We start from the raw sequence: 26,576 nt of genomic DNA, 5'->3' as shown, positions 1-26,576 counted from the left end.
ATTTTTTAAACTTTAGACTCGTCTCTGGAGTGAGCGTTAAATGTCTTAGACCCGAGTAAAGCCCTCTTGAGCTGCTCAGCACTTTGCTTCCATGTTATCCAAGGCATATTATCCGATCGAGGATGCGCATCGTTTTTATATAACTGCAACCACTCCACAATCGCAAGCGACAAACCTTCTGGCTCGAAAGAATCAAAATAGAAGGCAAAGTCTCGAGCAACTTCACGAAAAACAGGTATATCACGAGCTATAATAGGCAGCTTATGTTGTGCAGCTTCTATAAGGGGTAAACCAAAACCCTCCCCTTCGCTAGCCGCAACCAAGCAGGACGAAACTTCATAGATCTTTTCCAAATACTCGTCACTGATACCTTCTAGCCAAAAGAGCCTTTTATTTAACTCTGGGTGTAAGTGAATCTTGCTAGCAAGTTCTTCCACCATCCATCCCTGCTTGCCGACAACAACTAAATTTGAATCAATGCCTTTACTCCAGAGCAGATCAAAAGAATCAAGTATCTGTTCTTGTCTTTTTCTAGGCTCTAATGTGCCGACCGCCAAGAATGTCGGGCGCCTTTTTAGCCCTTCTAAAACATTGTTAAAATTCTCTGGCAACCCTTTAGTAGGAACGGAATTACTCACATCAGCCCCCAAATGAAACCAGTTAATCTCAAAAGGACGCAGTCGTTTGGGGCCATTCATAGATTGCCATTTAAACAACTCATTAGCTACTGCCTTGGATATGCATATAGCACCATCAAAGTGGCTAATAGTGTGTAACCATTCGTGATGAACATCATGAACTGAATGCTTTGATGGCCAGCAATGTGGAAAATGGATAGGCAGCAAGTCGTATACTACAAAAACGACTCGAACTCCTTCATGTCGCATCGAAAGTAAATAGTTTTTTTGTACTCTAGTAGTATGATGCTGGAGGTCTAGTCCTAAAAATATATCACCAGGCCGATACTCAATAAGTTCATCTACGACACAGCTTTCTCTTCCATTGAGATGTTCAACAAATTGTTGTGCATAACGATAGCCAGGCATATCTATCGTTGAATAAACAGGCCTAACCAAATAGCCTTCTGGAGGGCTGTCTAATAGCTCTTTTAAAATGCTACGGGTTACTCGTTGAACTCCCGTTCTAGCATCTCTCTGGACCAGCTCAGAAATGTCGACAAACAATTGTTTATCGCCACCATAGGATCGAATACGGTTAATAGCATATGCAATACCCACTAGTTCGCTATCCTTTATTTGTTCGGGAACCAGCGTCGCTACTTGGCTAGTGAGCTGCGATAGGGAAACCTCATGATTGCTGCTGGACCGTGTATTTTTTTCCGCTTTCGAAAAAGCTAATAGTACTTGCCTGGCAGTTTCATCCCAACTAAATTTTTTGCACTGCTTCAGCCCTTGCACAACGATTTCATTCTTGAAATCTATGTCAGAAAGGACTTCTGTTATTTTATTGCTTATGGATACTTCATCGTAGGGGTCGAATAGAACATCCTGACGACCTATAACTTCTGGGATGCTGGTTGCATTGGCTCCTATAGTAGGTGCACCGCAAGACATGGCTTCCAGTGCAGGCAAACCAAAACCCTCGTGCAGTGAAGGAATCACGAATAAGCTGCACAAGTTATAAAAATACGCCAGTTGAAGGTCAGTAGTATGCCCGACAAATATGAGGTCTTCTTCATGAAGACCAGCCGACTTAGCTGTCTTCCTAAGTTCGGCAACTTTATCGGCGTGTATCTGGCCAACGAATACTAATTGATGCTCATCTCGGAGCGAATTAGGTAGTTTAGCATAAGCACGCACTAGCCGATGGAGATTTTTCCGCTCATCAGCTCCACCGGCATAAAGGATAAACGGCTTTGTTATAGAGAACACACTTAGAAAATCAACTTTTGCACTTTCAGTAATCTCTATAGTCTCAAATACAGGATCACATGCCGTAGATATATTAACTATAGTTTCATCTGGCAAAGATAGTACTCTGCCCCCCTCTCTTGCCGAAGAACTTGAAATTGCCAAAAAAAGATCAACTTTTTTCAAATGCTCAAGCTTGTTTTTATAAAACTCTGCATACCCTTTATTTGACTTTAGGTATAAATCTTTGTTGACTAAAGGGATTAAGTCATACAATATTGAAGAAATTATAAAATGAGAAGAATCACTAACAGTGACAACTGCATCATCTATATAACCTTCGAAAAGGCTTGTTAATAACACAATGTCGGGATCAAGTCTAGCTATGTACCTTTCCCGGATCAGCTCCGCAACTTCCCTACGCCACCTATTTTTACGATCTGATTCACTAACTGGCCCAGGAGAACTCCAGACGAGAATATTTTCTTGAGGCAATAGTCCGTTAAAGGATGCGCGGACTGGTTCTATAGTATCGTGAAAAAGTCCATTCAACACCAAAAATACTTCATGCTTGCCACGGTTGCGTGCGATGGCCTTAGAGACCGACATAGTATAGCGCCCAATACCCCGAAAGCGGCTCTCGCTTTGAGCGCCCTGCATATCGATCACAATTCGCATCAACCATGCCTCTTTTTCTGCTCGATTAATGATTTTAATTCGAAATAGATTTCTTTACCACCAGGTGTTAACTGCTCAAAGGAATTAAATGCATTTTCGGTGGCTGATGAATTTGAGAATTGGGAAACCCGACCAACCTTATACATTCTTCTTAGTAATTGCTCCAATCCGAGTTTTTTGGTAAAAAAAAGCACGCTTGAACGAAACAAAGGCCGCTCATTTATAAATAATATTATTTTCTTCAAACCTGCTATAAGGACTTTTTTAAATAATGATTTAATACGATTATTGCCCCCTTTAGCACGAAGCAACCGCAACTGTAACGCTACCCATCGAAGCGGAGCAGTAACACGCCATGAGCGGCTACTGTATATTAACCTTAGCTCTTCCCCAGCTTCTCTTGCTTTTTCAGCATCAACTCCAATTTTGAGAATTTCATTCTCAAGGTGATGGATTTTATTATGGATATACTCATCGTAATGAGCTGCAAGGGTGTATGAGGAAATCCCATATTCAATATTGAACAAGCTATCAAACATAGCAATAGCTTCAGCATCAGATTTTTTTTGAGCAATCACTGAATAATCAGGGCTTGATCCTACTAATACTTGACTTAAAGTTGGAGAATGATTTTTTGATAATTCGAATGATTCCTGCAAACGAAGGATTTTGCTACGATAAAATCCATAGTAGTCCGGCAAAAATGAAAGAAGCTGAGACGGTATGGGTCTATGGTGCGTTGGGTCCAAGTAAAAGCTTGAAATCCCGACCATGATATTTTCCGAGTTAGGTGTTTCCAGAATTAAAAGCCCACCCGGCTGAAGCACACGTAGTGACTCTTCTACTAATGTCTGTAACTTATCAAACGAGATGTGTTCCACAACATGAAAGGCAGAAATAACTGATGCGCTTTCGTTATTCATCCCAGATAAAAAGTCGATAGCATCTGCTATTTCAACCTGGAACCCACGTTCACGACATGCTGCCAACATATCTTCATCCAGGTCTACACCCTGTACGGAAAATCCGTTATCTCTTAATAACTCCAGCCACTCACCTCTTCCACACCCCAAGTCAAGAGCTTTAGCATCGGGATGAATTTTTTTCAAGATATTGATAAAGGGCAAATAAACTTCTAAGCGAGACTTAATCTCATCTCTCTCGCCTCGAAATTCGTCCTCAAGTGCCTTATAGAACCCTTTTTTCGCTTCATTCATACTGTTATCTCGGGCTCCATCCAGTTACAGCCACTAAAATTCACCTTACCACTATTCACAACATTAAAAATCAAAGAAAGGTCCCGCCACTCATAATTTACACCCAAATGTACATCTTCCGCATGCAATGCTGTCACAACTGAGTAACACCCAACGCCGAGATTAGCTGAAAATGCGATAACGAAGTGGTACTCATCTCCAGATCTTGGGTTTTCTATAACTTTTCCCATATGCCAAGTATTGGTTCCATACATTACTTGGCCAAGCCTGTCTTTGACCCCATATCCTAGTACTAGGCTATCAATATCCTCGAACACCTTGACCTTGACTCTCAACTCGACCGCTTCGCCCACTGCAACATGGTCCGTTTTTTCGCCCTTGCTGTTGTAGAGCCCGATGTCCTGGACCCGTGCCTCACCGCTGCCTGAGCTAGTTTGCACCTTGCCATTGCTCAGGGGCTTAACCTCAACGGTGCTCTGTTCTTTCTCAGCGATGATGGCATTGTAGTAATCGAAGACTTCCTCGGGGTTGCCATCCTTCAAGATTCGACCTTGTTCGAGCAGGATTGCCCGATCGCATAGGCTCTGTATCGCGCTGCGGTCGTGTGACACGATCATCAACGTCGTGCCCTGTTCCTGAAACTCGCGGATGCGGTTGAAGCTCTTGTGCTGGAAGTAGCTATCCCCCACCGACAGGGCTTCATCCACGATCAGGATTTCCGGACGGTACGCCGTGGCCACGGCGAAGGCCACGCGCATCTGCATGCCACTCGAGTAGGTACGCACCGGCTGGTCGAAGTACTCGCCGATTTCGGCGAAGGCTTCGATATCCGGCATGGCGTCTTGTATCTGCGGGGTCGAGAAGCCCATCAGGCCGGCGGCATGGAAGACGTTTTCCCGCCCCGAGAGTTCCGGGTTGAACCCCATGCCCAGCTCGAGGATGGCGGCGATGCGGCCATTGACCTGAATTGAGCCTTCGGTGGGTTGCAGGGTCCCGGTGATCATCTTGAGCAGAGTGCTCTTGCCTGCCCCGTTCTGACCCACGATGCCGATGGCCTCGCCTGGCTGGATCTCAAAGCACAGATGGCGCAAGACCCAATGCTCTTCACTGGGTTGACACGGAATTCCCAGCCAGCGCCCGAAGCGGTGCCACTCGGTCTTGTAGGTGCGATAGGCCTTGCCCAGGTTGTCTACGATCATCAGGCTCATAAGGCATCCACCAATTCGGCACTCGCACGACGGAACAGGAACAGACCGAAGGCCAGGATCAGGAAGCCAACCGTCATGATGAGGATCACTTCCCCGAGGTGCGGCGCCTGGCCGTACACCAGCACGTCGTGGTAGCCGCGGATGATTGGGTAGATGGGGTTGAGCACCAGCAGCTGCTGCAAGCGTTCCGGAATGATATTCACCGGATAGACGATAGGCGTGAACCAGAATGCCACCTGCAACAGGATCGGCACCGCCTGGCCGATATCGCGAATGAAGACATTGAGAATGCCGAGCACCAGACCTACGCCGAGGGCCAGTGCCACCATTGCCACGGTGAGCACCGGCAACCACAATAACTGAACCGTCGGGAAGTGCCCCAGCACCGCGAACACGCCGAGGATCGCCAGCAGCAGCATCACATTGTTGAGCAGCGCCGAGCCGACCACGATGGTGGGTAGGGTGATCTTGGGAAACTTCATCTTCTTCATCAGGTTGCCCTGCTCGATGAACAGGTTGAGGCAACGGTTGATGATCTCGGAGAACAGCATCCAGCCCAGAAAGCCTGCGGTCAGGTAGATCGCATAGGCGTACTGGCTGTCGATCCCGGGAAGCTTGGCCGAGAGCACGGCGGAGAGGATCAATGCATAGATCAGCACCTGTGCCAGCGGCTGCAGGATCATCCAGAACCCGCCCAGCTTGCTGCGCGCAAAGCGGGTGACGAACTCGTTCTTGATGGAACTGAGCACGAAGCCGCGATAGGCCCACAGGCCTTTCAACATGTCAGACATTGCCACTCCTGCAACCGGGCTTCCAGTTCGGCGACCTTGGCGTTGACCAGATCGGCATCGCCCCGGCTTTCCACATTGAGGCGCAGCAGCGGCTCGGTATTGGAGCCACGCAGGTTGAACCGCCAGTCGTCGAATGCCAGGCTGATGCCGTCGGTAGTATCGAACTGCTGCGCCTGGCCCCGATAGTGCTGTTCGAAGCGGGCCAGGGTGTCCTGCACATCGTTGACACGGTAGTTGCGCTCCCCGCTGCACGGGTAGGCGGCCATGCGCTGGTCGACCAGTTCGGCAAGCGTTTTCCCGGTACGCGACATCAGCGCAGTAACCAATAGCCACGGGACCATGCCACTGTCGCAGTAGGCGAAATCACGAAAGTAGTGGTGGGCGCTCATCTCACCGCCGTAGATGGCGTTTTCATCACGCATGCGCTCCTTGATGAAGGCATGACCGGTTTTCGACTGCACTGCCACTCCCTTGGCGTGGTGTACCTGGTCGAGCGTGTTCCAGATCAGGCGCGGGTCATGGATGATTTTCTCGCCGGGGTTGGCGGCGAGCAGCATCTCGGCCAGCAGGCCAACCAGATAGTAACCCTCGATGAAGCGACCGTTGGCATCGAAGAAGAAGCAGCGATCGAAGTCGCCATCCCAGGCGATGCCCAGATCGCAACCATGCTGCAGCAACGCCTGACGGGTCTGCTCGCGATTCTCCGGTAGCAAGGGGTTGGGCACGCCATTGGGGAAATGGCCATCGGGGGTTTCGTTGATCAATACCCACTCGAAGGGCAGCCGCTCGGCCAGTGCCCGGATTACCGGGCCGGCCGCGCCGTTGCCGGGGTCCGCGAGGACCTTCAGGGGCTTGAGTTCGGAAAGGTTCACATACTCGAGCAGCTTGGCCAGGTAGGCCGACTTGTCGAGGCGCTGCTTTATGCGGCCATGACTACCGACTACAGGGCCGAGATCTGCGTTTTCGACGCGAGCCTTGATCGCCTTCAAGCCGGTGTCGCCACTGATCGGGCGAGATTCGGCACGCACCAGCTTCATGCCGTTATAGCCTTTGGGGTTATGGCTGGCGGTAATCATTACGCCAGCATCGGCCCGGTAGTGGCTGGTGGCGAAGTAGACTTCCTCGGTACCGCATAGTCCGATATCGATGACATCGGCCCCGGCAACGGTGATGCCGTCCATCAGCGCCTCGGCCAGCCAGGGGCTTTCGAGGCGCATGTCTCGGCCCACCACCATACTCTCGGCATTCAGCTCGGCGACCAGGGCCCGCCCAACGCGGTAAGCTAGGTCGGCATTGAGCTGTTCGGGCACTTGGCCGCGAATATCGTAGGCCTTGAAGCATTGGGTTGTGATCGGTTTCATCTTTCCTGTTCCCTGATCACTGTTCATCGACACGGCCGTAGGTATCCTCGAAGCGCACGATATCGTCTTCTCCGAGATAGTCACCGCTCTGCACCTCGATGAGCACCAGAGGGATCACACCGGGATTGGCCAAGCGATGGTTGTGGCCGGCACGGATAAAGGTCGACTCATTGGTATCCAGGTAGAACTCCTGCTCCCCATTCGTCACACGAGCCATACCACTGACGACGATCCAATGTTCGCTACGGTGATGATGCATCTGCAGCGAAAGCGAGGCGCCGGGCTTGACCTCGATACGCTTCATCTTGAAGCGGTGGCCCTGCTCCAGGGTGGTGTAGGTTCCCCAGGGGCGATGCACGGTACGGTGCAGCAGGTGGGCATCGTGCTCGCTCGCCTTTAGTTGCTTGACGATCTGTTTGACGTCCTGGGCATGGTCCTTGTGGGCGATAAGCACGGCATCAGGCGTATCGACTACCAGCAGGTCTTCGATGCCGACCAGTGCGGTCAAGCGCTCGGGGCTATAGACATAGTTGTTGCGGGCTTCGTGCACCAGCACCTCACCTTCGCAACGATTGCCGTTGGCATCGGCCTCGGTCAACTCGCTCATGGCATTCCAGGAGCCAATGTCGCTCCAGCCGATGTCGCAAGGCACCACGGCAACCTTGGAAGAGCGCTCCATCAGAGCATAGTCGATAGAGATATCCGGCACGTCGCTAAACTGATCAGGATCGAGCGTCAAGCACTGATAAGCTTCACCTTGGCTGCTGCGTGACGCAGCCAAGGTGGCGGCAACGGCTTCCATGACGTCAGGAGCATGTTCCCGCAACTCCTCGATCACCAGGCCTACCGGGAAACAGAACATGCCAGAATTCCAGTAGTACCGCCCAGCCTCGAGATACCCTTTCGCGGTTTCTAGATTCGGTTTCTCGACGAAACGAGCGACCCGATAGCCGCTGGCTAAGGTGTTCGCTTTGTCGGCTTCGATGTAACCGAACCCGGTTTCAGGATATTGGGGTTCGATACCAAAGGTCACGAGCCAACCCTGCGAGGCGATTTCCTTGGCCTTGTTGACGGCTGCCGAGAAGGCCGTTTCATCCTGGATCAGGTGATCGGCCGCCAGTACCAGCATCAGTGTATCGGGGCCGTAAGCTTCGTTCAGTTGAAGCGCTGCCGCGGCCACGGCCGCCGAGGTGTTGCGGCCGAAGGGTTCCAGTACATAACGTAGCGGGGTGTCCTCACTGCCGACCTTGCGATACTCGTCTTCCGTCTTAAAGAAAAGCTCACGATTGGTGACCGTCATCACCTCGCTGACACCATCCAGGCCACTGGCTCGCAGGAACGTCTTCTGTATCAGATTTTGACCATCTGGAAGCGCCATAAAAGGCTTGGGGTGTGTTTCACGGGATACCGGCCAGAGGCGGCTTCCCACTCCCCCTGACATGATAACGGGTACGAAATGCATGGCTTATCTCTTCAGAGTTAAGTTAGATCAAGATAGATTTGCAGCATGAGAAAACAGCGTCAGCGCCCTACTGATTTGTACGTAAAGCCCTTGATCGCCATTCGCTTCGGCTCGAACATGTTGCGCCCGTCGAAGATCAGCGGCTCGGCGAGCTGTTGCTTCATCTGCTCGAAATCCGGGGCACGGAAACTCTGCCATTCGGTGACGATCACCAGGGCGTCGGCGCCGCGCAGGGTAGCTTCCTTGGTGCCGCACAAGGAGAGGTCATCGCGGTTGCCGTAGATTCGCTGGGCTTCTTCCATGGCTTCCGGATCGAAGGCCTGTACCTTGGCGCCGGCTTCCCACAGCGCTTCCATCAGCACGCGGCTGGGGGCTTCGCGCATGTCATCGGTGTTGGGCTTGAAGGCCAGACCCCAGATGGCGAAGGTCTTGCCTGCCAGGTTGCCCTGGTAGTGCTTGTCGATCTTCTGGAACAGGGTGGTTTTCTGCTCCTCGTTGCGCGCTTCCACCGCCTTGAGCACCTTGGCGTCGAAGTCGATGTCACCTGCGGTGCGGATCAGCGCCTGTACGTCCTTGGGGAAGCAGGAGCCGCCATAGCCAACGCCCGGATAGATGAAGTGGTAGCCGATGCGCGGGTCGGAGCCGATGCCCTGGCGCACCTTCTCGATATCCGCGCCCAGGCGTTCGGCCAGGTTGGCCATTTCGTTCATGAAGCTGATCTTGGTGGCCAGCATGCAGTTGGCGGCGTACTTGGTCAGCTCGGCGCTGCGTACGTCCATCACGATCATCTTGTCCTGCTGGCGGCTGAAGGGCGCATAGAGCTCGCGCAGCATGTCTTCCGACACCCGGCTGGCAGTACCGATGATGATACGGTCCGGCCGCTGGCAGTCGCTGACCGCGCTGCCCTCCTTGAGGAACTCAGGGTTGGAGACCACGTCGAAGCGCAGGTCCTTGCGACCGCGAGCTTCCAGTACGTGATCCACCCTGTCGCGCACCTTGTCGGCGGTGCCCACCGGCACGGTGGACTTGTTGATGATGACCTGGTCGCGCTCCATGTGCTGGGCGATGGTCTCGGCCACGGCCAGTACGTACTTGAGATCGGCGCTGCCGTCTTCGTCCGGCGGGGTGCCCACGGCGATGAACTGTACCTGGCCGTGCTTGACGCCTTCGGCGGCATCGGTGGTGAACCTGAGCCGGCCGGCGGCATGGTTCTCCTTCACCAGCGGCTCCAGGCCCGGCTCGTAGATGGGAATCTCGCCTTTGCTCAGGCGCTCTACCTTGGCGGCGTCCACGTCGACACACACCACCTGATGGCCCACATCGGCCAGCACGGCCCCTTGCACAAGGCCCACGTAGCCGGTTCCGAATACGGTAACGTTCATTGCCGTCCCTTTATGATGGCTCTTTCAAGAGATTATTTGCTGATGGTGTCAGGCTGAAGCTCAAGCCAGGGCCTGAGCGTCATTTATCGCTGTATCTTTCCCGGCGCTGGGGGCGAGGTAATCGCTGCCCAGCGTCACGCTGATCTCATGCCCTGCCCCTTCGGCCCATTCCAGCAGCTTGGCCTTGAGTGCCGCCTGGGCGTGGGGGTCGCCGTGTAACCATGAAGCTACCCAAGCAGTTCTCTGCGTTCGGCATCTGCAAGCATGGCTTGGGCAAACGCAATAAGCGTTTCCTGGTAGTCAAATGCGGTATTAAGCGCATCGGCTAGTACCTGAGGCGACTCGATATATTCATGGATCATCTGGTTCCGGATCTGGCGGATCTCAAGCCACTTGTCGGCCGAATCGAGTACCCCGAGTTTCTCTGCGCGGTCCAGGTTGTCTGCTACAGCCCCTGTCTTTTCGCCCAGAGCACGCAGCCAAAGGGGAAGCAGCTTGTCGCCGGCAGTATCTTGAAGACGACAAAAGCGGCTGGTGTAAGCTTCCACTTTTTCTGCTAGCGCTTCATTTTCACCCAGTTCAGCGGCAAGCTCCTCCGTGAACGGGGATGCGAACACATTACCGGAGGAGTAGGTGAGATGATGGATCTCACGCTCAACTACTCGCTTGAGGAAGCGCAAGCGCTCCGAAAGATTGTCGCTCACAGGCGAACCCCCTGTTCTCGCGCCACCTTATGTATTGTTTGCTCGCTGAGATTCGGTGCGCTCAGGAGTACGTCAACTTTGCGCCCATGCAAGGCACGCATGATGCGCACGCTGAGTCGGGCGGAAAGTTGAGCAGGATGTTTCACGGGTTCGGCGAGTTCAATGAACAGGTCGATATCGCCGCCACGTGCTGTGTCATCCAGACGTGAGCCGAACAGCTTCACACTGGCCTTTTGGCCCAGCTCCTGGGCAACGATCCGCTGGATAATCTGTCGTTGGCTATCTGTCAGGCGCATGAACTAGCCTCTGCTCATAGTCTTTCAGTCAAGCTGTCGCGGGCAGCAGTGCGTCGTATAGGTGCTCGGACCCCATTGTCACCCTCAATCCATGCCCTGCCCCTTCGGCCCATTCCAGCAGCTTGGCCTTGAGTGCCGCCTGGGCGTGGGGGTCGCCGTGCACCAGGCGCACTTCCCTGGGTGGGTGGCGCATGCGGCGCACGAAGTTGAGCAGGTCGTGCTGGTCGGCGTGGGCCGAGTAGCCGCTGACGGTTTCCACCCGGGCGCGAATGTCGATCCGCTGGCCGTCGAGCATGACCCAGCCGCCCTTGGGCCCGAAGCGCTGGATATCGCGGCCCGGTGTGCCGTGGGCCTGGTAACCGGTGAAGAGCACGCAGTGGCGCTCGTCACCGAGCATACGCTTGAGGTAGTTGACTACCCTGCCGCCGCTGACCATGCCGCTGGCGGCGATGACCACGGCAGGGCGGCCGGTCTCGGCCAGGTAGGCCACGGTTTGCTCGTGCTCCTGGTGGCTGTCCACGGTGTAGAGATTCTCGAAGCTGAGCGGATGGCGGCCGCTGCGCAGAGTCTTGTGCGCTTCGGCGTCCCACCACGGCTTGAGTTCGCGATACACCTCGGTGAAGCGAGCGGCCAGGGGGGAATCGACGATAATCTCGAGTTCGCGCCAGCGCTCGCTGAGTGCGTTATGGATCAGCCCTTCCAGCTCGTAGAGCAGTTCCTGGGTGCGGCCTACGCTGAAGGCGGGGATCACCACGGTGCCGCCGTTCTCCAATGCCCGGTCGATGGCGGCTTGCAGCCTGCCGCGGCGGTGGCGCCTGTCTTCATGCAGGCGGTCGCCGTAGGTGCTCTCGAGCACCAGCACATCGGCGCGATACGGCGGCTTGGGAGCGGGCAGCAGCGGCGCGTAGGGCGCCCCCAGGTCGCCGGAGAACACGGTGCGCTGTCGTTCGCCGCTGGCTTTATCGAACGTATCCACCTCCACGTAGGCGGAGCCGAGGATATGCCCGGCGCGCTGCAGCTTGACCCGCACGCGGTGGCGTTCGTCGTCGAGCTCGGTGTGCCAGGCTTGGTAGTCCAGCGCCACCAGCCGCCCCTGCACTTCGGCCAGGAAGCGCTCGATCAAGTGCCGGTCGCGGGTGAAACCAATCTTGAGAGCGTCTTCGATCACCAGCGGCAGCAGCCGGGCCGAGGGCACCGAGCAGAGGATCGGCCCCTGGTAGCCCGCCGCGAGCAGGTAGGGCAGCCGGCCGATGTGATCGATGTGCACGTGGGTGACCACCAGCGCCAGCACGTCGTCCACGGGGAAGCGCACCTTGTGCTGCTCGAGACCATCGAGGTGCTCGGCATCCTGCCCCTGGAAGATGCCGCAATCGACGAGCAGGGCACGGTCCGGTGCGATCTGCAGCCGATGGCAGCTGCCGGTAACGCCGGCACCGCCGCCATGGTGGACAATGTTCAAGAAGTCATCCCTTACTTATTGTTTAGCTAAACGCCATAAAAGCCGCGGTACCACTCGACGAAGCGCTTCACGCCCTCCTCCACGCCCACCTTGGGGCGGTAGCCGGTGGCCTTGAGCAGTGCTTCGGTATCGGCCCAGGTGCGCGGCACGTCGCCGGGCTGCATGGGCAGGTACTCACAGATGGCCTCGCGCCCGGTGGCGGCTTCCAGCGCGCGGATGAAGCTCATCAGCGAGACGGGCGCGCCGTAGCCGATGTTGTAGAGCGCAAAGGGCGCTGTGCTCTGGTCCGGCCGGACGCTGACGGCGGCGCGGTCGGGATTGGGCTGCGGAATCACGTCGAGTATGCGCACGATGCCTTCGACGATGTCGTCGACGTAGGTGAAGTCCCGCGACATGTCGCCGTGGTTGTAGACCTGGATCGGCTTGCCTTCCAACATCGCCTTGACGAACTTGAAGATCGCCATGTCGGGCCGTCCCCAGGGCCCGTACACAGTGAAGAAGCGCAGCCCGGTCATCGGCACACCGTAGAGGTGCGCGTAGGTGTGGCTCATCAGCTCGTTGGCCTTCTTGGTGGCCGCGTAGAGGCTGACGGGGTGGTCGACGTTGTCGCCTGTGTCGAACGGGGTCTTGGCGTTCATGCCGTAGACCGAGCTCGAGGAGGCGTAGACCAGATGCCCTACCTTGTGCTGCCGGCAGCCTTCCAGCACGTTGAGGTGGCCGATCAGGTTGGAGTCGGCGTACACATGGGGGTTGTCCAGCGAGTAGCGCACCCCAGCCTGGGCGGCCAGGTGGATCACGCGGTCGAACTCGTTCTCGCGAAACAGCGCCGCCATGGCCTCGCGGTCGCCGAGGTCCATGTGGATGAAGCGGATATCGTGGCAATCGGCGAGGTCGTGCAGGCGCGCCTGCTTGAGGGTGACGTCGTAATAGGTGTTGAGATTGTCGATACCGACGATCTCGTGGCCCTGCCCACTCAGGCGCTTGGCCACGGCATGACCGATGAAGCCGGCGATGCCGGTGATCAGCAATTTCACGCGTTACCCTTACCTTGTGCTTGCGCTGGCCCGGGTGTTCACGGGTGCGGCCCTTCAGGCACGCTACCGCCCGGGGATTGTTCCGGGCGGTTCCCTGGCCCTGCGATGAGCGATACCAGAACGGGAACGGAACGTTGCGAAAACGCGCACGGCAAGCCTCAGGCAAGGTTCAGCCCTTGGCGTCAGTGCTCACGGTCCGTTGCCGAGCTGAGGCTCGACACGTCTGAAACACAGCATGGAAGCTGCGCTTCCTGGTCCCTGCCGGGTATCGTTATTGGAATGACGCAATTCTACGGCACTCGGGGGCGATGCTCTACCGCGGAGTAGGCGCAGAATGCCTGAATCGTCAGATGCTTGTTCGCTTCTTACGAAAATAAGACAGGGCGTCGCACGATTTACCGAGAAGCGCTCTCAGCAACGCTGGATCAACGACAGCGCCACACCGCGAGACGGTGCATCAGCGCGATCAGGATGAGGCCGGCGGAGAGCCAGCCGAGGCCCGCCACCAGGGCGTCGAAGCCGCTGGGCGCGGCATAGGGCGGACGAAAGCTCATGCCATGCTCGACAAGACGTGCCGTGAGATAGGTAGGCGCCGCCACCAGCGCCAGCGCGGTACTGGAGCGCCATTCGGCCAGGCCCCGCGTGATACGCCAGGGCTCGCTGGGCGGTTTGACGTCAGCTTTGGCGCCGGCGCCACGCGAGGCCTTGGCACTGGCGTTACGGGAGCGCTTGGCCGTGGCGGGTTGGCGCGTCGCACCGCTGCGCTTGGCGGGCTTGCGCTTGGCCTTGGCGCCACCCAGCGGCAGCCCGTCAGCCAGCCATCGCAACAGGCGCGAAAGCGCCCAGCCGAACGTGAACAGCACGGACAACGCCACGCTGCCCATCACCAGCAGATAGGTCATTGGCGCAGACAGATCGATCATCGGGATCAGGCTATATGACCCAACGTGCGCAGGGTACGCAGCAGGTCGGCCACGCTCTCCCTGGGCTGGGCGTATTCCTTCATCAGCGACTGGAGCCGCGCTTCGAAAGCCTGCTGACGCTGCTCCTGCTCTTCTGCCTCGAGTTCTGCCAGGCTGCGCACCGGCGGCCCAGTAGGAATGTCGAGACGAGAATCGGGCTTCTCCAATTCTCGCAACGCCTGGGCAAAGGCGTCGTCGAGTTCACGAAACTTGCGCAGCTTCTCGCGCTCGTCCATCGATCGGTTGGGTTTTTGGTTTCTCATCGTTTTCCGTGATTGCTCAAGTACCTGGCGGCACCCGATGGTGAGTCGGCCGAGTATACCGCCAACGCGCCGAGTAGCGAAGGCCAGTCAGTACGCTACGCTGACAAGCATACCCATGGGCTCGCATGAGGAGCGCCGTATCGAACCCGGCAACAATTATGCACAAACGGTCAAACACGTTAACCAAACTTGCCTTTGCCTCCCGCGAAAGCGCATAAAGAGATGCATAAAAACCATAAAAACTGATGCGCCTGCCTGGCTTACCCGGGCATCAGTACGGGCACCAGCGTTTGTTATGGAAGCAGCAACCACGATGTTGCTGCGGCATCGAGCAAGGGACAGTTATGTTTAACGAGATGATGCGGGCGGAGATCTGGCTGCAGGATCACTTGGATAGCCAGCAGGGAATAGAAGACCTCGCCAGCCGACTCGGTTATTCGACCTCACAGGTCCGGCGCAGGTTCAAGCAGTGCTTCGGTCTGTCCCCTAGCGCTTACCGCGATACCCTGCGGCTGGAGAAGGCGGCACGCCTGCTGGCGTTTACCCCCTATTCCATCCAATCGATTGCGAGCCGGTGTGGCTATCAGAATCATTCCGCTTTCAGCCGCGCCTTCCAACGATACCACAATCAAACACCACGCCAATACCGCCAGGCGTTGAGATTGAAACTTCACCACAACCCATACTGCCAGGGGCATGGCGGCGACCCCCCTCAATACGTGATCCGCAGAGCGCCTTCTCGCCAGGCGCTTGTGACACGCCTGTACCGCAAGGAGCGCGGCCACCCCCTCACAGCGCTACGCAAATGGACGCAACATGCCAAAGGGGTGGAAAGCCTGCCCGACCGCTTGCGACAAGGGCAAACCATTGCCCTGCTACACAACGTTCCACTGCCCAGCGATATGGAGCGCATCGACGTTGGTCCGCTCGTGGATGGAAGCGAAGCGCCGGGCATTGCCATCCCCGCCTCCTTTCGCCTGCTGAAACTGCCGGCTCAGCAGCATGCTTGCGTGGCGCTGGAATGCATGGAGGAGATACCGGACGTGCTTCAGTACCTGATATGCGAAGGCCTGCCACAAGAGAACCTCCACGCCAATGGAGACGCCCTTCAGGTGGAGTGGGACGAGAAAGGGATTCTGATCAGGCTTCCCGTTCAGCCGGCTTGACTCCCGGAGGGCTCGCGCTGCCGGCGCGCGCCCTCCTCTATTACACGTCTTGCCAGAAACCTGCGATCAAGATTCGACGCGAACCAGCCAACCTTCCACGGTGTCGGAACCGAACTCGTCCTTCCACGCCTTGAGCGTCTTCTGGTTGCCGCCGCGGGTTTCGACCACTTCGCCGGTCTTCGGGTTCTTGTAGATCTTAAGCTTGCGCTTGCGGCGCCCGGTGCTGGAAGTTGCCGCGGCTTTGGCCGGGGCCGACTTGCCGCCTTTCGGCTCAAGCAGGTTAATGACATCGGCGGAGCTCTTGTTGAACTCACGCATCAATGCTTCGAGCTTGTCCTTGAATTCCAGTTCGGCCTTCAGGCGCTCGTCGTTCTGCAGTCGCTCCATTTCCGCCTGGAGCTGCTTGAGCTGCTGCTCTTTCTGCATGAATTCGCTGAGAAGAGACATAATACACGGTCCTTGCTATGGGAGAATGTTTTGGGATGCCGCCTATAAATACAACAACTCGAACCAAATGACAATACGTTCAAATTGGTTTTAGCCAGTTCTCACCGTCAGCGTCAAAAAGAGAACCTTAATAGCGGGCTGCATGAAGATTCCAGCTTACCGAAGCGGGGTCGGCAGAAACAATGCGACTTGTACGTGTAAATTTTCTACGGATGACTCCACTTGGAAAGAATCGTGCACTTGGCTTGTGATACTTGATAACACCGAAAACACTAGACGCTACGCAACGCATCCACCCGATACGCACCTCCATCTGGCAAGCGCTTCGCCCTCACCCTGGCATGGGCAGGCAGCAGCACACCCGGCAGCGCTAGACGCATATAAATAAGACATGTCTAATTGAGCGATTTGTACATAGCAGTCTCTTTGTTACACTCAAGGAGGATACGACGAAAGGGATGTCATGTACTTGTTCCATAACTTGCGGTCACGAAACGATTTATGCTCGGAAGACAAGCGAATTTTCGATAGCTATCTCGGCCCTGTACGGGAGGTGCAGAAGGGAGGTCACCTGTCCCGCGAAGGGGACACGATGCAGTGCCTGCATCTGATCGAAAAGGGTTGGGCCTGTCGCTACAGGATGCTACGCGATGGCAGCAAGCCCATCACCTCGCTACTGTTGCCCGGCGACATCAGCGACAACGGCCAAGGCTTGTACACCAGGCAGGAGTTCTCCATCAAGGCCATTACGCCGCTTCGCTTCAGTACCATCGATTCGGCGAGCGCCGAGCGGCTGTTCGAACGCCCGAGAATACTGCGCCTATTCAGGACGTCGGGGCATATCAGCCATAGCATGGCACTGAACTGGATCATCAATGTCTCGGCACGTAGCGCCGAAGGGCGTATCGCCAACTTACTGTGCGAGTGCTACGCCCGTTCCCACGCTGCCGGCCTGACCTTTCGAGGCCGATACTTCTTTCCGCTTACGCAAATCGAGATATCCGACGTACTGGGGCTCTCCAGTGTTCACGTCAGCCGTTCGATCAACAAGATCAAGCGCAAGGGCTTGATCGAGAATTGCGATCACAAGCAGATTCGGATCAAGAACTGGCATGCACTCGCACTACTGGGCGATTTCAATCACGAAGATCTAGAGCTCACCTCCTGAACGCCAGACTTCATACGGCGACACAAGCACAACAGCCGACTCCCCCTAGCCTATTCCATACCTCATCAACGATTGAAAAAAACCGGCGCACGCCGCTAGGCTCCGGAGCGTGGGCCAGACTCTTCTGGCGGCGCGAGAGACATTCCATCACCAAGGCGAGGGCATTACGTTCTCATCAACATATTCCTGGGTACGATTGTGGTAGCGGTTTGGATCTCCTTCGGCCTCTTCGGCCCATGCCGACTCCACTATCGGTGCATGGAAATCTTGACTGCGATCACGGCCGCAGACGCGGCAGCTGGCTCGCCACCAGACTTTGACCTCTCCCTTGCCGGAAAAGCCAACCACAAGATAGTGGCGATAATCGGGTGGCGGATAGTCCCGGTACCACTGTTGTAGCAAGGCATCCGTGCCCTGCATTTCCAAGTCGATCTCGTAGAAGGTCTGGGTGCGGTAAGAGAACCAGCGCGCCTGTACTGACGAAGGAGCAGGCATGGGATGAGCTAATACATTAACCCCTCCCGCTCGGGGAGGCTGGTATTCGAAACCGGAACTGATATTACCCGCACGAGCATTCCAGGAATGGTCGAAGGTCAACTCCTCCACCCAGATGGGCCACCCAGTAGGACCGCCTACCGGCTGCACTGCGAAGTCGTAGCGCCGCAGCTCCAGTTGGGGCTCCGCCTCACAGGCGCTGTTCAATAAAAGCAGCACCAGCACTAGCACAAGGCGCAGAATGCTCATCCATGAACTAGGCATCTTGAGGCTCCTGCGGGGTCGCCATCGGCACATGGCGATTGGGGAATACCCGGCGCACACCACTAGGCTCCGGGACGTGTGCGAAGCGGTCTCTCAAGGTGAAGGGGTACTGGCGGTGAGAGGTATGGATGTAACCGGCGAAGTGTTCGTGCGACATCTCCAGCATCCACAGACGGCCGCGTCGTCGGCCGTTTTGCCACCACTCATCGATCAGGGCTTGCAGCTCGGCGGGAATAGCATGATCTGGATCGGTGTTGTCCAGGTCGCGCAACGGCACCCAGGATCGCTTCGCCTCTTCATGCATTTGGTGCAGGGCATAAATGGCCAACTCCTTGCGCGTGGCGCGCCGCTCCACCTCGAGCACGTCCATGCCCTCGACGCGAATGTCGAGCCCGCGGGCCTGCGCTTCCGCCTGAGCCCGGCGAATCGTCTCGCCATTTGCGCCGAGCCCGCCGCGATGGCGCACGATCAGTTCTTCATGGTTGGCGAAGTCCGCTTCGTGCTGGGGGTTCTCGTAGCCTCCGCCCACGTCAGAATGCACCCCCGGCAGGGCAATCTCGGCGAAGTTGCCGGGATGGTTGCCTTGCGCATCGGCAATGCTGCTAAGCGGAAAGTTGCGGCGGATCTCGTGATAGGCGGTAAGCTGCACCACGCGCGCGGCGCTGCCTGAGGCGATGTAAAGATCGAAATCGAGGTTCTCGGCGTTGCCGGGCCAGTAGAAGCTGCCCACGGTATCGAACAGACCGACGAAGCGCACCTGCGGAAAGGGAATTGGCGAAGGAGGAAAGGCCTGGATGAGGCGTAGCGGCGGCCGGTACTCGCCAATTCGAAAATCCGGCACCGTCACGGTTTCCGCCTCACCGAGCCCGAAATCCGGCACCATCAGGGTTTCCGGCCAGCGGTGGATGAGGTTGACGAAGTGCCGCGCCAAAGCTGCGCCGCGACTGAAGCCGAACACATCGAAAGTCACCAGCGAATCGCGGGGGTTGGCCTCCAGTATCTCGCGGACCTCGTTCAACGCCTGCTCGATACGCGCATGACCGCCCTCCGGGCCGACGCCGGTGCCCATGCCGATGGCGTCTTCGGAGGCGACGAAGCCATCCTCACCCTCCCGACCGGTGACGGTCCCAACCCCCTGGATGTAGATAGGGTAATAGCCGTTCGCTGCATCGTTCGGATACAAGTCATGCAATTTGGCCACGTTAGTGATATCACGGTCGGGTAGTTGGCGGTCGTTGTACATGTTGTTGCCGGTGCCGTCGAAGAACACGCCTATCTGCAGGGTGCGCGGTCGTTCGGGAGGAGGCTCCGGCACTGGTGGCGGGGCAGAGCTACGCGGCGCTGGCGTGGGCACGGGACGAGTGACGCCCCAATCACCGTGGCGCTGCAGCATGGCCACGGCCTGCGGCCCCAGCCCCCGTGCATTGAGACGCGGCAGCAGAAAATTGACCAGGCCGCGACCGCTGAACGCTCCCCGGGCATTCGAGCGCCACTGCTCCCCGTTCCATTCGACCAGAGGAAGAAAGGGACGGTCGAAGCCGTCATTCAAGACTAGTAGCAAATCACCCTGCTCGACCGCCTTGACGATCGTTCGGATCGCCTCATCCTTGTCCGGGGCCCAGCCAATACCGCCTGCCTTGGCATACAGCCGGGAGAGCCCTTCCCGGCCAGCCTCTCTCGACAACTTGTCTTTTACCTTGCTCGAGGCAAAGGAGGGCGACTCGATGAAGGGAAGATCGATATCCCTGACGTCATGGCGACGTATAAGCTTACAGAACACTGCCACCTCTCCCTGGTGTTCGGTTGGGCAATGTCTATTAGGGTATTCGGATGGGAAAGCGCTCGGCTATGGACGATTTCCTACACTACTGTAAGCCAACGTCTGGTGTCGGTGTAAGGAAGCGCCCTTCTAGCTGTCAGGCACAGGCGCTACCAGTAGCTTGGATAGCGCCGATGACGGGCCAGATTATTGACTAGAATCGCTACCACCAACATGACAACACAGCCAATGCCGATCGGCATCAGCGGATACCACCAGCCCAAGGTGGCAATTGTCTCGCCGCCAATCACGGCGCCCAGGGCCGCGGCAGCGCCGGGAGGATGCACGGTGTGGGTGAGCTGCATGGCAAGCACCGAGAGCGACACGGCAAGCGTGACCGACAGCGCCGTACTACCCAGCAGCTTGAAGCATGCCACCCCCACCAGGGCGGAAAGCATACTGCCGACCAGCACGTTGCGCGGCTGCGCGAAGGGGCTGCCGGGTGCCGCATAGATCAGTACCGACGTGGCGCCGAAGGAGGCCACGATCAATAGATGATGAGAAAGCCAGTGCGCGCTCAGCCAGCAGATGGCGCCCATGCCGCTGAACGCCCCGAACCACGACCACAGGGCATCCTGCCAGTCGGGGCTGGGTGCTCGGGTTCGTTCGGCGCGCATCTTGCTGAGGTAAGTCTTCATCTGCCTTCGGTCTGCACAAAATAGGTGCAGGAGTCTCGCAAAGCGCACCACAAAAGTGAAGGCAAGTTTTTTTATAAGAACATGCCGCAGGCTTGACCAGGGTCAGATTTAGACAGTCATTCACACGCTCATTTGAAACTTTGTGTTACAGCCGTTAGGGTTAGCGGTTTTGTCGGGCAAGGAAGCCGGCACGGTTGGCTTGGCGTCAAGCACAGCGTAAACCGAGGCTGCCACTGGGGTACTCGGGCTTGCCGGCCATGCTTTTCTGACAGAAGGCATCGCTATGAACGAGAACCGAAACGTCAAGATACGCGTGCGTCACTTGAGCAAGGTCTTCGGCAATCAGCCGAAGAAGGCGCTCGAACTGCGCGACAAGGGGCTCAAGCGCCCCGAGATACTCGAGAAGACGGGACAGACGCTGGGGCTCTCCGATATCAGCTTCGATGTCTATGAGGGCGAGCTTCTGGTCATCATGGGATTGTCCGGCTCGGGCAAGTCCACGCTCATCCGCTGCTTGAACCGATTGATCGAGCCCACCGAGGGCGAGATCGTCATCGACGGCGAGAACATTCCCGAACTTGGCGACAAGGCACTGCTGGAGTGCCGCCGCCGGCACTTCTCGATGGTGTTCCAGAATTTCGCGCTCTTCCCCCACCGCACGGTACAGCAGAACGCCGAGTTCGGCCTCGAGATACGCGGCGTGGACAAGGCCGAGCGCAACGAGATTGCCCGCAATGCTCTCAAGCAGGTGGGGCTCGACGGCTGGGAGGAGGCCTACCCCAACCAGCTTTCCGGCGGCATGCAGCAGCGCGTCGGCCTGGCACGGGCGCTGGCGAACGATGCTACCGTGCTGCTCATGGACGAGGCCTTTTCGGCACTCGATCCGCTGATTCGCGGCGACATGCAGCAGGAGTTGCTGGAACTGCAGCATCGCATGCAGAAGACCACGGTGTTCATCACCCACGACCTCGACGAGGCATTGACCATCGGCGACCGTATCGTGCTGCTCAAGGATGGCGAGATCGTGCAGATCGGCACGCCGGAGGAGATTCTCACACGCCCCGCCGACGACTACGTGCGCCGCTTCATCGAGGGAGTCGACCGTTCGCGCATCCTGACCGCCGAGAGTGCCATGCGCAAGGTGCGGGCCACCGTGCGCGACACCGACGGGCCGCGTACCGCCCTGCGCAAGATGCATGAGCATGCCATCGACTCCATCTACGTGACCCGCCGCGACCGCAGCCTGGTAGGGCTGCTCGAGGCCGAGGCGGCCGAGAACCTGGTCAAGGAGGGCAAGGAAACCATTGCCGGCGCCCTGACCCAGGACTACCGCACAGTGGGCCCGGACGAGCCGATGCACAACCTCTTCGCCATGTTCAGCGAGAAGAGCTTCCCCATCGCGGTGGTGGACGAGCAGCAGCGCCTGCTGGGCGTCGTGGTCAAGGGGGCGGTGCTCGATGAGCTGGCCCAGGCGGCAGAGGAAGGAGGCAACTGATGGCGATCGAGATTCCCCGTATTCCGCTGGGCAAGTGGATCGAAGGCGGCCTGAACTGGCTCACCAGCGAATACTCGATGGTGACTCGCGGTATCTCACGGGTGACCCAGACCGGCATCGAGTGGCTCAACGAGAGCCTGATGTGGCTGCCTGAATGGGCACTGCTGGCGATCATCGCCGGGCTGTGCTGGAAACTGGCCAACCTGCGCCTGGCCATCGGCGCCGTAGCCGGCCTGGCGCTGATCTGGAACCTCGGCCTGTGGGAGCCGATGATCGAGACCCTCACCCTGGTGGTCATCGCCACCTTGGTGGCAGTGGTCATCGCCTTGCCGGTAGGTATCGCCGCGGCCCTCTCCGAGCGGCTCTACCGCGCCATAATGCCGGTGCTGGACTTCATGCAGACCATGCCGGCCTTCGTCTACCTGATTCCGGCGATCCCCTTCTTCGGCATTGGTTCGGTGTCGGCGATCTTCGCCACGGTGATCTTCTCGATGCCACCGGCCATACGCTTCACCACCCTGGGCATACGCCAGGTACCGGTAGAGCTGATCGAGGCGGCGGACGCCTATGGCGCCACCCGCGGCCAGAAGCTGTTCAAGGTGCAGTTGCCGCTGTCGCTGCCCACGGTGATGGCAGGCATCAATCAGACCATCATGCTGGCGCTCTCGATGGTCGTGATCGCCGCCATGATCGGCGCCGACGGCCTGGGCAGCGAAGTATGGCGCGCCATCCAGCGTCTGCGCCCCGGCGACGGCTTCGAGGCGGGTATCGCCGTGGTCATATTGGCCATGCTGCTCGACAGGCTGACGCAGTCGCTACGGAAATCTCGCAAGAGCTGAGCGCAGCCCCCTTCCTTGCAACCCGGACGTGGAAGGGGCAGGCTGGTAAAGCAATGCAAAGCAAAGTTAAACGGAGGAAAGCATATGGTTACCAAACCACGTACTAGTGGCCTTACCGCACTGGCACTGGCCGTCGGAGCCGGCCTTGCCGCCGGTGCCGCCCAGGCCCAGGACAAGGGCACCGTGCACCTGGCCTACGTGGAGTGGTCATCCGAGGTGGCCTCCACCAATGTGATGCGCGCCGTCCTCGAGCAGGCAGGCTATGAGGTCGACATGACCGCCCTCTCCGCCGCTGCCATGTGGCAGTCGGTGGCGACCGGCGATGCCGATGCCATCGTGGCGGCCTGGCTGCCGACCACGCACGAAGAGTACATGAACCGTGTCGGCGACGATGTCGAGGATCTCGGCCCCAACCTGGACGGCACCAAGCTGGGCCTGGTGGTACCGGAATACACCGAGGTCGACAGCATCGCCGAGCTCAACGAGCATGCCGATACCTTCAACGGCGAGATCATCGGTATCGACCCCGGCGCCGGCCTGATGGGCCTGACCGAGGATGTCATCGACACCTACGACCTGGAGCTGGACCTGCGCAGCGGCAGCGGCGCCACCATGACCGCCGCCCTGGCCAACGCCATTGCCAACGAGGAAGACGTCGTCGTCACCGGCTGGACACCGCACTGGAAGTTCGCCCGCTGGGACCTCAAGTACCTCGAGGATCCGGAGAACGTCTACGGCGGTGCCGAGCAGATCCACACCGTAGTGCGCCAGGGCCTGGAAGACGACATGCCCGAGGCCTACGCCATCCTGGACGCTTTCGAGTGGACACCCGAGCAGATGGGTGAAGTCATGCTCATGAACCAGGAGGAAGACGCCGACCCGTACGAGAACGCCAAGCAATGGGTCGAAGAGAACCAGGACGTGGTGGAAGAGTGGCTTAACGGCTGATACGTCACCCGTACGTCCATAAAAAACGCCTTGGCACGGCATGTGCCAAGGCGTTTTGCTTTACGCCTTGGCTCAGAAAATATCGCGCAGGATCTCGTAGATGATGGCGTTGGCGGCATCCACCAGGACGACGTCGGGGCCGACCCGGCGCCATTCGTAGCCGTCGTAGTGCGGCAGGTCGCGCAGGAGGCGCTCGTCCAGCTGCATGGCTATGCCGGGAGGCAGCGGCTTGCCGCGCTCCAGGTTCATGCGCACGCCGGGTGGCAGGCTCTCGGCACCGCGATCGATCTCGATCCAGTCGCGGCGCTCGATCAGCAAGCGGCGGATCTCGCGCTCATCGATACGCGGGGCATCAGCACGAATGCGGCGCTCAGCCCGCTCCTCGTCGTGCCAGTCATTCGCCCCATTCGCCCCACGCCCGGGCTCGCTTTCGGCGCCTCGCCCCGGCTGACCCGGCACTTCCCGCTGCACCTGCCCTTTTCCTTGGCCTTGGCCCTGGCCGCGATTATCGCCCGGCTGCGCCTGGGCTTGCGCCGAGGCCAGGGTCAGCACCGCCACGCTCGTCAGGAGAATTCGCTTGGCATGCAGCATGTGACACTCCTTTGCATATTGGCTCACCTATCCAGCCTAGGAGAGGAATGCGCAATCAGCGTGCAACGAAACGGCATTCTCCCTAGTCGAGCCAAACCCCCTGCAAGCTTGGCATCGCCACCATTCCTCCCCCGCCAACGCCACCCTCGGTGTCGTCGAAGGCTTCGTCGTAGTGAAAGCCACCCGCTCCCTTGACCTCGATGCTTCTACCTACGACCTCGCCGAAGAATTGGCCGCTGCCGGTCACCTCGACATGCGAGTATGGCGCGATGATCTGGCCGTAGAAGTTCGAGGCGCCGCCGACGAACACACCGGATTTACCATGAGACGAATCATCATGGACGGAAATCACGGACAGTATGGGAGTGACGTTGCCATTGAGGTCGCTGCGGCTGGGCTTGCCGTCACCCACTTCGATGGCACTGGCCAGCTTGAATTCGCCCGCCGTCACGATGGTGAGACTGCTGCCTTCGGCAATACGAAACGAGCCGCCCCCGCCGATATCGATATCACCGGTCACCACCATGACCATGTCGACCGGGTTGCCGGCACTGCCGATATGAAAGTTGGCGCTGCCCGCCAGCTTGAGGGAGTCGAAGCGTACGACGGACTTGCCCTGGTACTGCTGCGCTGGACCGATGTCCGACACCTTGCCGCCGGGGTCATGCAGTCCGCTCGCATCAAGCACGATATTGCGCCCCGCCCCTTTCATGTCGAGCGCCCCCGATGAGCTCGGCACTTGTGCCAGATAGTCGGCATAGCGCCCGGTCTGTACCGGAACTTCGCACTCCTCGGGCGTCGCTACGGAGAAGACGGGGGTCAGCCCTTGCGGCCCACCGCTGTCGGCATCGAGCACGCCTCCGACCTGATCCGCCGCGGTACGCACCGAACTCACGGCGGAGACGATGGCGTCGCCCTCAATACGCGAGCTCCAGTTGCCCAGCGTCAACGTGCCGGCTGCCAGCACGTCGCCATGTACGGTACCGCTGCTGTTGATGCCTACATCGCCCAGGCCCGTCACGTTACCGTAGATATTGGAGCCACCGCCGTTGATGCTGATCGTATCGTTTGCCTTGACGTTGCCATGTACGGCGCCAGAGCCCGTCGTCGAGAAGGTACCGCTGGCGGCGACTTCTCCATGAATCGGAGAAGCGCCGGTCACCCTGACTTCGGCCCCCTCGGTCTGGGTGCCGACCACGACATTGCTACGCTGGGCGTTGCTGCCGCCATAGGCGCCCTCACGCGAATCGTAGCTGTCGATGATTCCGCTGCCTTTGACTTGAACGCCTTCGCAGCTCATCAGCCCGCGCGAGCCCGGCGGCGGCAGTTCCGGAAGCGCGACCAGACCGGTCACCTTGCGCACGGCCTCATCGCCGACAGCACCAAAATAGCCTTCGCTCTCGATGCGCAGGCCAAGCTGGCCTGCCAGTCGTGCGTCATCTGAGGGCAAAGCGGGCATGGGGCGCCAGCGATGGCGGCCGCTGGCGGAAATAGCGCCTCCCGACGACCATTCCCCCGGCAGCAACCCCTGCAGAGCGGCCTGGGCTTGCTCGGGCGTGGCCGCATTTCGCGCCGCCAAGGCAGCGCTACGCAAGTCCGCCACGAAGGTGGTGGGGTTGGCATTGAACACGGGAGGATTCGACGGCAGGCCGTTGTTGAGCGCGTCGACCGACGTACTCAGCGCATCGCTGAAGGCATAGAGCCCGGCTTCCGCTTCATTCTGGGCCATGACCGAGGCGCGATAGTTGCCGGCCAGCCTTTCGTTGACGACGCTGCCACTCACACCGGAGAGACCAAGCATCAGCGCCACGCTCAGTATGGACAGCACCACGACGAGGGCTGCGCCCTGTTGCCTCTGCTGTGTACCCGCCATCGCCACCTCCAGTGACTTTTGGCTACGCATTGGATACACAATGTTACATCAAGCTTAGAGAGAGGTCACGCATCGACTTAATTATTTGTCATATAAAATAAGTTTAAACTTACACTAACTGTTCGTCATTAATTCACAAAAAAGG

The 26,576-nt window shown here is 58.0% G+C and carries 24 protein-coding genes; 5 read left to right on the top strand and 19 right to left on the bottom strand.

Annotation, left to right across the window (positions count from 1 at the left end; translation table 11 throughout):
• Positions 1-5: 5 nt before the first annotated feature.
• The 13 genes from HNO53_RS09320 to HNO53_RS09260 form a co-directional block, all read right to left on the bottom strand.
• Complete coding sequence (locus HNO53_RS09320) at positions 6-2,549, bottom strand: glycosyltransferase family 4 protein (RefSeq protein WP_209478051.1); 2,544 nt, start codon at positions 2,547-2,549, stop codon at positions 6-8.
• Positions 2,549-3,766 carry a class I SAM-dependent methyltransferase gene (locus HNO53_RS09315; RefSeq protein WP_209478050.1) on the bottom strand — a complete coding sequence of 406 codons (1,218 nt, stop codon included), beginning with the start codon at positions 3,764-3,766 and terminating at the stop codon, positions 2,549-2,551. Before HNO53_RS09315 ends, HNO53_RS09320 begins: the two co-directional genes overlap by 1 nt.
• Entirely contained in the window at positions 3,763-4,974 is a 1,212-nt protein-coding gene (locus tag HNO53_RS09310; protein ID WP_209478049.1) for an ABC transporter ATP-binding protein, read from the bottom strand. The genes HNO53_RS09315 and HNO53_RS09310 overlap by 4 nt, the downstream gene beginning before the upstream one ends.
• Positions 4,971-5,765: an ABC transporter permease gene (locus HNO53_RS09305; protein WP_209478048.1), complete on the bottom strand. Its 795-nt coding sequence runs from the start codon at positions 5,763-5,765 to the stop codon at positions 4,971-4,973. The genes HNO53_RS09310 and HNO53_RS09305 overlap by 4 nt, the downstream gene beginning before the upstream one ends.
• Positions 5,750-7,126 (bottom strand): phosphohexomutase domain-containing protein, encoded by a 1,377-nt coding sequence (locus tag HNO53_RS09300; protein ID WP_209478046.1) that lies wholly within the window; start codon positions 7,124-7,126, stop codon positions 5,750-5,752. The genes HNO53_RS09305 and HNO53_RS09300 overlap by 16 nt, the downstream gene beginning before the upstream one ends.
• Before the next feature lie 16 nt (positions 7,127-7,142).
• Positions 7,143-8,588, bottom strand: a complete 1,446-nt coding sequence (locus HNO53_RS09295; RefSeq protein ID WP_209478044.1) for a mannose-1-phosphate guanylyltransferase/mannose-6-phosphate isomerase — start codon at positions 8,586-8,588, stop codon at positions 7,143-7,145.
• 59 nt (positions 8,589-8,647) lie between these two features.
• Entirely contained in the window at positions 8,648-9,970 is a 1,323-nt protein-coding gene (locus HNO53_RS09290; protein WP_209478043.1) for a UDP-glucose dehydrogenase family protein, read from the bottom strand.
• Between the two features lie 227 nt (positions 9,971-10,197).
• Entirely contained in the window at positions 10,198-10,674 is a 477-nt protein-coding gene (locus tag HNO53_RS09285; RefSeq protein WP_209478042.1) for a hypothetical protein, read from the bottom strand.
• The gene (locus HNO53_RS09280; protein ID WP_209478041.1) at positions 10,671-10,970 is read right to left on the bottom strand and encodes a nucleotidyltransferase domain-containing protein; all 300 of its coding nucleotides are present in this window, start codon (positions 10,968-10,970) and stop codon (positions 10,671-10,673) included. Before HNO53_RS09280 ends, HNO53_RS09285 begins: the two co-directional genes overlap by 4 nt.
• Before the next feature lie 28 nt (positions 10,971-10,998).
• On the bottom strand, positions 10,999-12,429 hold the full coding sequence (locus HNO53_RS09275) for an MBL fold metallo-hydrolase RNA specificity domain-containing protein (RefSeq protein ID WP_209478040.1): 1,431 nt from the start codon (positions 12,427-12,429) through the stop codon (positions 10,999-11,001).
• A 26-nt stretch (positions 12,430-12,455) separates the two neighbouring features.
• Positions 12,456-13,463: an NAD-dependent epimerase gene (locus tag HNO53_RS09270; protein ID WP_209478039.1), complete on the bottom strand. Its 1,008-nt coding sequence runs from the start codon at positions 13,461-13,463 to the stop codon at positions 12,456-12,458.
• A 425-nt stretch (positions 13,464-13,888) separates the two neighbouring features.
• On the bottom strand, positions 13,889-14,386 hold the full coding sequence (locus tag HNO53_RS09265) for a hypothetical protein (protein WP_209478038.1): 498 nt from the start codon (positions 14,384-14,386) through the stop codon (positions 13,889-13,891).
• A 5-nt stretch (positions 14,387-14,391) separates the two neighbouring features.
• Positions 14,392-14,688 (bottom strand): hypothetical protein, encoded by a 297-nt coding sequence (locus HNO53_RS09260; RefSeq protein WP_242597595.1) that lies wholly within the window; start codon positions 14,686-14,688, stop codon positions 14,392-14,394.
• 344 nt (positions 14,689-15,032) lie between these two features.
• Between HNO53_RS09260 and HNO53_RS09255 the strand changes: the two genes are divergently transcribed.
• Positions 15,033-15,854 carry a helix-turn-helix domain-containing protein gene (locus tag HNO53_RS09255; protein WP_209478037.1) on the top strand — a complete coding sequence of 274 codons (822 nt, stop codon included), beginning with the start codon at positions 15,033-15,035 and terminating at the stop codon, positions 15,852-15,854.
• 66 nt (positions 15,855-15,920) lie between these two features.
• Here the strand turns inward: HNO53_RS09255 and HNO53_RS09250 are convergent, their stop codons facing one another.
• Positions 15,921-16,301: a histone-like nucleoid-structuring protein, MvaT/MvaU family gene (locus HNO53_RS09250; RefSeq protein WP_209478036.1), complete on the bottom strand. Its 381-nt coding sequence runs from the start codon at positions 16,299-16,301 to the stop codon at positions 15,921-15,923.
• A gap of 463 nt (positions 16,302-16,764) precedes the next feature.
• Between HNO53_RS09250 and HNO53_RS09245 the strand changes: the two genes are divergently transcribed.
• Positions 16,765-17,469 (top strand): Crp/Fnr family transcriptional regulator, encoded by a 705-nt coding sequence (locus tag HNO53_RS09245; protein ID WP_209478035.1) that lies wholly within the window; start codon positions 16,765-16,767, stop codon positions 17,467-17,469.
• A 147-nt stretch (positions 17,470-17,616) separates the two neighbouring features.
• Here HNO53_RS09245 and HNO53_RS09240 read toward each other — a convergent pair whose 3' ends face one another.
• The 3 genes from HNO53_RS09240 to HNO53_RS09230 all read right to left on the bottom strand — a co-directional run bounded on the left by HNO53_RS09240 (position 17,617) and on the right by HNO53_RS09230 (position 20,685).
• Positions 17,617-18,228 carry a DUF2931 family protein gene (locus HNO53_RS09240; protein WP_209478034.1) on the bottom strand — a complete coding sequence of 204 codons (612 nt, stop codon included), beginning with the start codon at positions 18,226-18,228 and terminating at the stop codon, positions 17,617-17,619.
• Positions 18,221-20,008 (bottom strand): phospholipase effector Tle1 domain-containing protein, encoded by a 1,788-nt coding sequence (locus HNO53_RS09235; RefSeq protein ID WP_242597593.1) that lies wholly within the window; start codon positions 20,006-20,008, stop codon positions 18,221-18,223. The genes HNO53_RS09240 and HNO53_RS09235 overlap by 8 nt, the downstream gene beginning before the upstream one ends.
• Before the next feature lie 149 nt (positions 20,009-20,157).
• Entirely contained in the window at positions 20,158-20,685 is a 528-nt protein-coding gene (locus tag HNO53_RS09230; protein ID WP_209478033.1) for an HPP family protein, read from the bottom strand.
• Between the two features lie 283 nt (positions 20,686-20,968).
• Here HNO53_RS09230 and HNO53_RS09225 point away from each other — a divergent pair, with 283 nt between their 5' ends.
• The 3 genes from HNO53_RS09225 (at position 20,969) to HNO53_RS09215 (ending at position 23,967) form a co-directional block, all read left to right on the top strand.
• Positions 20,969-22,180 (top strand): quaternary amine ABC transporter ATP-binding protein, encoded by a 1,212-nt coding sequence (locus HNO53_RS09225; RefSeq protein ID WP_209478032.1) that lies wholly within the window; start codon positions 20,969-20,971, stop codon positions 22,178-22,180.
• 5 nt (positions 22,181-22,185) lie between these two features.
• Positions 22,186-23,019: an ABC transporter permease gene (locus HNO53_RS09220; RefSeq protein WP_209478589.1), complete on the top strand. Its 834-nt coding sequence runs from the start codon at positions 22,186-22,188 to the stop codon at positions 23,017-23,019.
• A gap of 84 nt (positions 23,020-23,103) precedes the next feature.
• Complete coding sequence (locus HNO53_RS09215; protein WP_209478031.1) at positions 23,104-23,967, top strand: glycine betaine ABC transporter substrate-binding protein; 864 nt, start codon at positions 23,104-23,106, stop codon at positions 23,965-23,967.
• 72 nt (positions 23,968-24,039) lie between these two features.
• Here the strand turns inward: HNO53_RS09215 and HNO53_RS09210 are convergent, their stop codons facing one another.
• The gene (locus tag HNO53_RS09210; protein WP_209478030.1) at positions 24,040-24,558 is read right to left on the bottom strand and encodes an anti-virulence regulator CigR family protein; all 519 of its coding nucleotides are present in this window, start codon (positions 24,556-24,558) and stop codon (positions 24,040-24,042) included.
• A gap of 82 nt (positions 24,559-24,640) precedes the next feature.
• Positions 24,641-26,431, bottom strand: a complete 1,791-nt coding sequence (locus HNO53_RS09205; protein WP_209478028.1) for a DUF7305 domain-containing protein — start codon at positions 26,429-26,431, stop codon at positions 24,641-24,643.
• Positions 26,432-26,576 lie beyond the last annotated feature (145 nt).

Source organism: Billgrantia antri (assembly GCF_017868935.1).
GTDB classification, from domain to species: domain Bacteria; phylum Pseudomonadota; class Gammaproteobacteria; order Pseudomonadales; family Halomonadaceae; genus Halomonas; species Halomonas antri.
Note: the sequence above shows the minus strand (reverse complement) of the source record. Positions and strands in the feature narration are given on the sequence as shown.